The following is a 9,383-nucleotide window of genomic DNA, read 5'->3' on the forward strand; positions in this document are numbered from 1 at the left end:
TCAGTTGATACATGTGTTGACTGACACACCGCTTTCGCGAGCAAGCCCGCTCCCACAGTTGACCGCATTCCTTCAGTTACAGGTCGGCGAGGGTCGAAACCAAGATCGCCTTGATGGTGTGCATGCGGTTCTCCGCCTGCTCGAAGGCGATACACGCCGGCGACTCGAACACGTCGTCTGTCACTTCAATGCCATTGGCCAGGTGCGGATACTGTTCGGCAATCTGCTTGCCGATCTTGGTATCGCTGTTGTGGAATGCCGGCAGGCAGTGCATGAACTTGGTGCGCGGGTTGCCGGTGGCTTTCATCAGCTGGGCGTTAACCTGGTACGGCAGCAGTTGCTCGATGCGCTCGGCCCAGGCTTCCACGGGCTCGCCCATCGATACCCAGACGTCGGTGTGGATGAAGTCCACGCCTTTCACCGCTGCCTTCGGGTCTTCGGTGAGGGTGATGCGCGCACCACTTTCTTCCGCGTATTTTTTGCAGCGGCTGACCAGATCATCGTGGGGCCACAGGGCTTTTGGTGCGCAGATGCGCACGTCCATGCCCAGCTTGGAACCCACCAGCAGCAGCGAGTTGCCCATGTTGTTGCGCGCATCGCCCAGGTAGGCGTAGCTGATCTCGTGGATCGGCTTGTCGGCGTGTTCACGCATGGTCAGCACGTCGGCGATCATCTGGGTCGGGTGGTATTCATCGGTCAGGCCGTTGAACACCGGCACGCCGGCGAACTTGGCCAGTTCTTCGACGATTTCCTGCTTGAAGCCACGGTATTCGATGGCGTCGTACATGCGCCCGAGCACGCGGGCGGTGTCTTTCATGCTTTCTTTGTGGCCGATCTGCGACGAGCCCGGGTCGATGTAGGTGACGTTGGCGCCCTGGTCATAGGCGGCCACTTCGAAGGCACATCGGGTGCGTGTGGAGGTTTTTTCGAAGATCAGCGCAATGTTATTGCCTTTGAGGTGTTGCTGTTCGGTGCCGGTGTACTTGGCGCGCTTGAGGTCGCGGGACAGGTCCAGCAGGTAGCGCAGCTCGCGCGGGGTGTGGTGTTCCAGGCTGAGCAGGCTGCGGTTGTGGATGTTGAACGCCATGATGATTCTCCTTGGATTCGGTAATCGGCCCGGTCGGCTTCGGGTGGAAGCCGACGGGTGGATGGTCGCTTAGTAGTCGATAGGGTCGCGGATGATCGGGCAGGTCATGCAGTGGCCGCCGCCACGGCCACGGCCCAGTTCACCGGCGCTGATGGTGATGACTTCCACGCCGGCCTTGCGCAGCAGGGTGTTGGTGTAGGTGTTGCGGTCGTAGCCGATGACCACGCCAGGCTCCACGGCCACCACGTTGTTGCCGTCGTCCCACTGCTCGCGCTCGGCGGCGAAGGCGTTGCCGCCGGTTTCCACCACGCGCAGGGCCTTGAGGCCGAGGGCGGCGGCGACGGTGTCGAGGAAGTTGGATTTCTCCCGAGTGATGTCGATGCCGTGGGGTTTGCTTTCGTCAGGGCGCAGGGTGAACGCGACGATCTGGTTGACCACTTCGGGGAAGATGGTCACGAGGTCGCGGTCGCAGAAGCTGAACACGGTGTCCAGGTGCATCGCGGCGCGGGATTTCGGCAGGCCGGCGACGATGACCTTTTCCACCGCCTTGTTCTTGAACAGATTACGCGCCAGTTGGCCGATGGCCTGGTGGGACGAGCGCTCGCCCATGCCGATCAACACCACGCCGTTGCCGATTGGCATCACGTCACCGCCTTCCAGGGTGGAAGCGCCGTGTTCTTCGTCGGGGTTGCCGTACCAGATTTCGAAATCAGCGTTGGTGAACTCGGGGTGGAACTTGTAGATGGCGGTGGTCAGCAGGGTTTCCTGACGTCGCGCCGGCCAGTACATCGGGTTCAGCGTCACGCCGCCGTAGATCCAGCAGGTGGTGTCACGGGTGAACTGGGTGTTGGGCAGCGGCGGCAGGATGAAGCTGGCGTGGCCGAGGAAGTCGCGGAACATCTCGATGGTCTTGCCGCCGAATTGGCTCGGCAGGTCATCGGCCGATACGCCACCGATGAGGAACTCGGCGGTCTTGCGCGGCTCCAGGCTGCGCAGCCACGCGCCGACTTCATTGACCAGGCCCAGGCCAACGGTGTTGGCGGTGATCTTGCGCTCCAGGATCCAGTCCAGTGCTTCAGGGATGGCGACGATGTCGGTGAGCAGGTTGTGCATTTCCAGCACATCAATATCCCGCTCGCGCATCTTGGTCACGAAGTCGAAGTGGTCACGCTTGGCCTGGGCCACCCACAGCACGTCATCGAACAGCAGTTCATCGCAGTTGTTGGGGGTCAGCCGCTGGTGGGCCAAGCCTGGGGAGCACACCATGACTTTGCGCAGTTTGCCGGCTTCGGAATGTACGCCGTACTTCACTTTTTCCGTGGTCATTTCAGATCCTCCAGTGAACAAAAAGATTCAGGTGTTACAGGGTCAGGAAGCCGTCGTAGAGCCCATAGGCCGCCACCAGGGCGCCAATGACCACTGCGGCGAAGATCAACTTCTCGACATTGGTGAAAATCGGTTTGCCCAGTTCACGCTTGGCCTTGGCGAACAGGATCGCGCCGGGGGCATAGAGCAGGGCGGAGAGCAGCAGGTACTTGGTACCACCGGCGTAGAGCAGCCAGATCGCGTAGATCAAGGCGATGGCGCCGATGAACAGGTCTTTCTTGCGCTCCTTGAGGGCGTTTTCGTAGGTCTCGCCGCGCACCGCCAGCAGCAGGGCGTAGGCCGCCGACCACAGGTAGGGCACCAGGATCATCGAGGTGGCGAGGTAGATCAGCGACAGGTAGGTGCTGGCGGAGAACAGCGTGATAATCAGGAACAACTGCACCATCGCGTTGGTCAGCCACAGGGCGTTGACCGGCACGTGGTTGGCGTTTTCCTTGCGCAGGAACTCCGGCATGGTGTGGTCCTTGGCGGCGGCGAACATGATCTCCGCGCACAGCAGCACCCACGACAGCAGCGCCCCCAGCAACGAAATAATCAAGCCAACGCTAATCAGCACCGCACCCCAGTGGCCCACCACATGCTCCAGCACGGCGGCCATCGACGGGTTCTGCAGCTTGGCCAGTTCCGGTTGGGTCATGATCCCCAGGGACAGCACGTTCACCAGCATCAGGAACAGCAGCACGGTGATAAAGCCGATCACGGTGGCCTTGCCGACGTCGGAGCGTTTTTCCGCACGGGACGAGAAGATGCTCGCGCCCTCGATACCGATAAACACCCACACGGTGACCAGCATCATGTTGCGCACCTGGTTCATCACGCTGCCCAGGTCGGGGTTTTTCACGCCCCAGATGTCCGCGGTGAAGATCTCCAGCTTGAACGCGAACAGCGCGATCAACACGAACAGCACCAGCGGCACGACTTTGGCAACGGTGGTCACCAGGTTGATGAACGCCGCTTCCTTGATCCCGCGCAGTACCAGGAAATGCACGGCCCACAGCAGCGCCGAGGCGCCAATCACCGCAGCCGGCGTGTTGCCTTCGCCAAAGATCGGGAAGAAATAACCGAGGGTGCTGAACAGCAATACGAAGTAACCGACGTTGCCCAGCCAGGCACTGATCCAGTAACCCCACGCGGACGAGAAACCCATGTAATCGCCGAAACCGGCCTTGGCGTAGGCGTACACACCGCCGTCGAGGTCGGGCTTGCGGTTGGCGAGGGTCTGGAACACAAAAGCGAGGGTCAACATGCCGATGGCGGTAATCACCCAACCAATCAACACCGCGCCGACATCGGCGCTGGCGGCCATGTTTTGTGGCAGGGAGAAGATCCCGCCGCCAATCATCGAACCGACGACAAGTGCAACCAGTGCACCTAGCCTAAGTTTTCCGGGAGTGTCAGACATTGCGTGACTCCAATGCAGGAGAAGAGAGACCACAGAATAATTCTGTGCGCTATTCAAACAGCTGACTCAGATCACTTCATTGGCACATTCCATTGTGAATTAATGACTTAGGATGGAATCCCTTGGGCAATACAAAGACGCGGGAAGGCGCTTTCCAGAGCGGTTTCGCCGTTGTTGTTAATCATTTAGTCAGGGGCATGGACGTTTGAAGCTAGCCCCTTTTCCCGGATGTGCAAACTTTTTGAACGAAGTTTCACAAAAGCGCTATAAGCGTTAAGTTTTGTGCAGTATTTAAAATCTAAATAAGCCTAAACTTCACGGCGCGACATGCTTTTAGGTTATGAACATGTCTGTTTTATCGCCTTCTCTAATAAACGCTACACTCGCTGAGTTAATTAGTTGAGTGCACAGTTGTCAGCTCAAACAGTGGTTAATCCAGGAGTCGCCATGTCCCAACCGGCCCAGAAACTTCGACTCGGCGCCCTGATCGCCCTGGTGGTGGGCTCGATGATCGGCGGGGGGATTTTTTCCCTGCCACAAAACATGGCCGCCCGCGCCGAAGTGGGGGCCGTGTTGATCGGCTGGGGGATTACCGCCGTGGGCATGCTGACCCTGGCGTTTGTGTTCCAGACCCTGGCCAACCGCAAGCCCGAGCTGGATTCCGGGGTGTATGCCTACGCCAAGGCCGGGTTTGGCGACTACATGGGCTTCTCGTCCGCCTGGGGGTACTGGATCAGTGCGTGGATGGGCAACGTCGGTTACTTCGTGTTGCTGTTCAGCACCCTGGGCTACTTTTTTCCGGTGTTTGGCCAGGGCAACACGCCGGTGGCCATCGGCTGTGCATCGCTGTTGCTGTGGGCGGTGCATTTCCTGGTGATGCGCGGGATCAAGGAAGCGGCGTTCATCAACCTGATTACCACCGTGGCGAAGATCGTGCCGTTGCTGATGTTTATCGTGATCGCTGCCGTGGCGTTCGAGGCGGATATTTTTACCCGCGATATCTGGGGCCTGGGCAACCCGCAGCTCGGCGACGTGGTAGACCAGGTGCGCAACATGATGTTGGTCACCGTGTTTGTGTTTATCGGCATCGAGGGCGCCAGCGTGTACTCGGCGCGGGCCGAGAAGCGCTCGGACGTGGGCCGGGCCACGGTGATCGGCTTTCTCGGCGTGCTGGCGTTGCTGGTGCTGGTGAATGTGTTGTCCCTTGGCATCATGAGCCAGCCTGAGCTGGCACAACTGCAAAACCCGTCCCTGGCCGGTGTGCTGGAACATATCGTCGGGCCCTGGGGCGCCATGGCGATCAGCCTCGGCCTGGCGGTGTCGCTGCTTGGCGCGTTGCTGTCGTGGGCGTTGCTCTGCGCCGAAATCCTCTACGCCACCGCCCATGACAAGACCATGCCGGCGTTTCTGAAGAAGGAAAATGCCAATCAGGTGCCGGTCAATGCGCTGTGGCTGACCAACGTGATGATCCAGATCTTCCTGGTGATCACGCTGTTTTCCCACAGCACCTACACCACCCTGATCTACCTGGCCTCGTCGATGATCCTGGTGCCGTACCTGTGGTCGGCGGCCTATGCGGTGCTGTTGAGCGGGCGTGGCGAAACCTATGAAGGCGCCCATGGCCAGCGCCTGAAGGACTTGCTGGTGGCGCTGATTGCCCTCGGGTATGCGGTATGGCTGTTGTATGCCGGCGGGTTGAAGTACTTGCTGTTGTCGGCGTTGCTGTATGCACCGGGGGTGATCCTGTTTGCCCTGGCCAAGCGCGAGCAGGGCCAGCCGTTGTTTACCCATGTGGAAAAGGGCATTTTCAGCTGTGTGATTGCTGGTGCCGGGTTGGCGGCGTATGGGCTGTATAGCGGGGTGTTGACGTTGTGAGACTGGCATTTGCGCCGCAGCATATGTGGGCGTCGTTGAGTCGGGGGGATTGATAGTGACTGTGAGGGCCTCATCGCAGGCAAGCCAGCTCCCACATTTTGACGGAGTACATCCCTTGGAATGCGGTCAAAATGTGGGAGCTGGCTTGCCTGCGATAGCGATTTTCAGGTCACCACTGCGCCCGATGCGACCCCAATTCCCCAGCCGGCAAATCCCACTGCAACGGCGTGCCGCTGATGGTTACTGGTGCCAATAAACGATGGGCCGGCCCCCAGGCCGTCTGCTCCACCAGCAAGCCTTGATCGCTCGGCTGCTCCGCCCGCAACGCCGGTTGCGCCGGCACTTGCCCAGCCTCCACCAACAACGCCGCCGTGCGCGCCAGCGACAACCGCGCCGAACCACCGCGCCCGGTGTTCAAGCGCTCGCTCAAGGCCTGGATCGCACTGGCCGCCATCAAGTACCCCGTGGCGTGATCCAGCGCCTGCAACGGCAGTGGCACCGGTTTATCCGCGTGTTTCCAGGCCATCCCCGCATCGGCAATCCCGCAGCTCATCTGCACCAGGCTGTCGAACCCTCGGCGATTGCGCCACGGGCCGCTCCAGCCGTAGGCATTGAGGCTCACATCGATCAGGCCCGGGGCGATCTGCTGCAATTGGCTGGCGGTGTAGCCCAATTGTTCAAGGGCGTCGGCGCGGTAACCGTGGAACAGAATGTCGCTGTCCTTGAGGAGCGCTTCGAACACCTGCCGGCCCTCGGGGCTTTTCAGGTCGAGGCGCGCGCAGCGTTTGCCCAGGGTCATTTCCGGCACCACGCCGGCCTCGTCCCAGGTCGGTGAGTCGATGCGCAGTACGTCGGCGCCAAGGCCGGCGAGGAAGCGGCTGGCCACCGGGCCGGCTAAGACGCGGGTCAGGTCGAGCACCTTGATGCCCGCCAGTGGCCGTGCGACTGAACCGCGCCAGGGTGTGTCGGTGGTGGCTGTAAACGTCTGGCGTTGCACCAAGGCTTCGGCATTCACGGCCAAGCCCTGAGGGTGCGCCTGCCAGGCTTGCCACGCGCGCATCTGCGCGGCACAGCCGCCTGCATCGACAATCGCCTGCTCCAGTTCGGCGGCGTTCCATTGGGCAACCTTGCTGGCCATCTCGTCCCGGTTTGCGACCTTGCCGAGGATGCGTTCGGCGGCCGCACGGTGATGGGGCGCGTTGGTGTGCAGGCGAATCCAGCCGTCGGCGCTGGCGTAGTCGCCGGCCACCGGGTCCCACAGCGGCGGCACTTGCCAGCCCACCGGGCGGATCGAGGAGGAGAACCAGAAAGAGGCGAGGCGCCGGTCCACACTGACGGCGGGCAAACGCCCGGTCTGTTGCTGGATCAACTGCGCCACCGACTGGCCCGCAGCGCCGAGGCTGGCGCTGGCCAGGTCGGTGACAGCAAAGGCCGAGGGCAGGGCGCCGGCCTCGGTAAAGGCCAGCGGCGTGTGGGGCAGAGCGAGTGCGGCTTGGATGGGGGTCAGCAGGTCAGTCATCAAAGGCCCTCCGTAAGAGAAGGGCCACTATAAGAGATCATCAGGCCGGTGTGACAACCCCGGGCTCCAGCGGCAGGTCGATGCTGGCGATAAAACCGCCGCCCGGGTGATTGGCCAGGATCAGGCTGCCGCCGTGACGCTCCGCCGCGCGCCGCGCGATCGCCAGGCCCAGGCCATGGCCTTGGGCCGTCTGGCCGGGGGCGCGGTAGAACGGTTCGCCCAGCTGGCTCAGGTGCTCGGCTTCGACGCCGGGGCCGTGGTCGCGCACGCTAATCAGGATGCGCTCGCCCTGGCGCTGGGCGTGCAATTCGATGGGCTGTTCCGCTGGGTTGAAGCGCTGGGCATTGCGCAGCAGGTTGTCCACGGCGCGTTCGATCATGGTCGGCCAGCCCTTGAGGTGCAGGTCGCTGTCGCCGCTCAGTTGCACCTTTTGTTCCGGTGCGCTGAGCAGGGCGTCTTTTTGCAGGGCCTTGAGCAACGGGTCGAGATCGACGTCTTCGGCGCTGGCGTTGTCGGCATCGACGCGGGCCAGCACGAGGATTTCACTGATTAAGGCTTCGAGGCGGTCACATTCACGGGTCAGGCGCGGCCAGAGTTTTTCCCGCTCTTCGGGGCTGGCGCGTTCGGCCAGGGCCAGGGCGATGCGCAGGCGGGCCAGGGGCGAGCGCAGTTCGTGGGAGACGTCGCGCAGCAATTGGCGCTGGCTGCCGATCAGGCTTTGCAGGCGTGCGCCCATACGGTTGAAGTCGGTGGCGAGCACACCGAACTCGTCGCGGCGGTTGGCCAGGCGCGCCAGGCTGTTTTGCTGGTAGGTGGCTTGGCCGAGGTCATGCACCGCGCCGCGCAAACGACTCAAGGGGCGGGTGATGGACAGCGTCACCAGCAAGCTGAACAACGTCAGCACCACCAGGGCAATCGCCAGCGCGCTCAACGGCCACAACAGGCTGCTGCGGTGCCAGGCGTCCAGTTCCGGGTGGGGGATGCGGTAGATCAGCAGGTAGGTGTCGCCGGTTTTCTCGCTGGTGTACTCGGCGGTCAGGCGCCGCCACGGCAGATGGCCGTCCTTGCTGTCATTCTGCCGCGCTTCGAACGCAGCCGAGCGCCGCGGGAACGTGCCGCGCACCACCGGCTCGCCGCTTTCGTTGAGCACCTGCACGTCGATGTGGTACTGGCGCTTGCGCTGTTGCAGCAACTCCTGGGCGGCGTCTTCACCCTGGGATTCGTAGAGTTGCGCCCACTCTTCGGGCAGGTTGGCGAGGCCGGGGTGGCGGCTGAGAATCCAGCCATCCTGGTTGAGCATGTGCCCGAGCAGGATCGACAACCCGGCAACCAGAGCGATGGCCAGCCAGAAACTGGCCAGGATCCGCCAGAACAATGAGCGCACAGGAAACCCTCAAACAGGAAAAGCCCAGTGGCGGTGGCCACTGGGCTGGAAGCGTTAACGCGTGGGCATTATTGCGCTTTTTGCGGCTGTTGCGCTTTCCAGGCCTGGAATTCCTTCCACTCGGCACGGCGCTCGGCTTGTTTCTTGACGATCTCGTCGAATTTCTTCTGCTGATCGGGTTTCAGCACGGCGCGGATATCCGCCTGGGTTTTCTGCTTGCCGGCAGCGATCTCGTCCTGCATGGCTTTCTGCTCAGCGGCCGGGAGTTTGTCCAGGTACTTTTTGGTCAGGTCTTTGCGAGCGTGCCATTGGTCGCCCATCAGTTTGCCGATTTGCTCGCGCTGCTCTTTGCTCAAGTCCAGCTGGCTGAAGGGGCCGCCTTTGCCACGCGGACCGTGTTCACCGCCGTGGCCCGGGCCGCCCATCATGTGGCCTTCGGGGCCGCCCATCGGGCCGCGGCCGTCGGGCATTGCCGCCATGGCAACGGTGGGCAGGGCAGCGGCGAACATCAAAGCGATAAGGGTCTTGCGCATGGTGATTCTCCTGTCTCTATTCCGGTGAGTCCGGATGTGAGTAGATTACGCAGATGAAGGTCAGCGGCAGTCAGGGGAGCGTAAAGCTTGGGTAAAGAGGGGTTTGGCGGGAGCTGACAAAACCAGCAAGGCAGATGAGATCAAATGTGGGAGCGGGCTTGTGTGGGAGCGGGCTTGCTCGCGAAGACGGAGTGTCA

General features: G+C 61.9%; 7 protein-coding genes. 1 reads left to right on the plus strand and 6 read right to left on the minus strand.

What is annotated here, in order from left to right:
* Positions 1 to 76: 76 nt before the first annotated feature.
* The 3 genes from NUV89_RS24555 to arcD (NUV89_RS24565) all read right to left on the minus strand — a co-directional run bounded on the left by NUV89_RS24555 (position 77) and on the right by arcD (NUV89_RS24565) (position 3,875).
* The gene (locus NUV89_RS24555) at positions 77 to 1,087 is read right to left on the minus strand and encodes an ornithine carbamoyltransferase (RefSeq protein ID WP_257783356.1); all 1,011 of its coding nucleotides are present in this window, start codon (positions 1,085 to 1,087) and stop codon (positions 77 to 79) included.
* A 69-nt stretch (positions 1,088 to 1,156) separates the two neighbouring features.
* A complete protein-coding gene (gene arcA / locus NUV89_RS24560; RefSeq protein WP_257783357.1) occupies positions 1,157 to 2,413 on the minus strand; it encodes an arginine deiminase in 1,257 nt (418 codons plus the stop codon).
* A gap of 34 nt (positions 2,414 to 2,447) precedes the next feature.
* The gene (gene arcD, locus NUV89_RS24565; RefSeq protein WP_026136948.1) at positions 2,448 to 3,875 is read right to left on the minus strand and encodes an arginine-ornithine antiporter; all 1,428 of its coding nucleotides are present in this window, start codon (positions 3,873 to 3,875) and stop codon (positions 2,448 to 2,450) included.
* 447 nt (positions 3,876 to 4,322) lie between these two features.
* Here arcD (NUV89_RS24565) and arcD (NUV89_RS24570) point away from each other — a divergent pair, with 447 nt between their 5' ends.
* On the plus strand, positions 4,323 to 5,750 hold the full coding sequence (arcD, locus tag NUV89_RS24570) for an arginine-ornithine antiporter (RefSeq protein ID WP_257783358.1): 1,428 nt from the start codon (positions 4,323 to 4,325) through the stop codon (positions 5,748 to 5,750).
* Between the two features lie 169 nt (positions 5,751 to 5,919).
* On the opposite strand, the gene NUV89_RS24575 is transcribed toward arcD (NUV89_RS24570), so the two are convergent.
* From NUV89_RS24575 to NUV89_RS24585, 3 genes are all read right to left on the minus strand, one after another.
* On the minus strand, positions 5,920 to 7,269 hold the full coding sequence (locus tag NUV89_RS24575) for a CoA transferase (RefSeq protein WP_257783359.1): 1,350 nt from the start codon (positions 7,267 to 7,269) through the stop codon (positions 5,920 to 5,922).
* Between the two features lie 40 nt (positions 7,270 to 7,309).
* Positions 7,310 to 8,653, minus strand: a complete 1,344-nt coding sequence (locus tag NUV89_RS24580; protein WP_257783360.1) for a HAMP domain-containing sensor histidine kinase — start codon at positions 8,651 to 8,653, stop codon at positions 7,310 to 7,312.
* Positions 8,654 to 8,721: 68 nt separating this feature from the next.
* Positions 8,722 to 9,186 carry a Spy/CpxP family protein refolding chaperone gene (locus tag NUV89_RS24585; RefSeq protein WP_017737990.1) on the minus strand — a complete coding sequence of 155 codons (465 nt, stop codon included), beginning with the start codon at positions 9,184 to 9,186 and terminating at the stop codon, positions 8,722 to 8,724.
* Between the last annotated feature and the right edge of the window lie 197 nt (positions 9,187 to 9,383).

Origin of the sequence: Pseudomonas sp. 18.1.10 (assembly GCF_024655625.1) — a bacterium.
Classification (GTDB): domain Bacteria; phylum Pseudomonadota; class Gammaproteobacteria; order Pseudomonadales; family Pseudomonadaceae; genus Aquipseudomonas.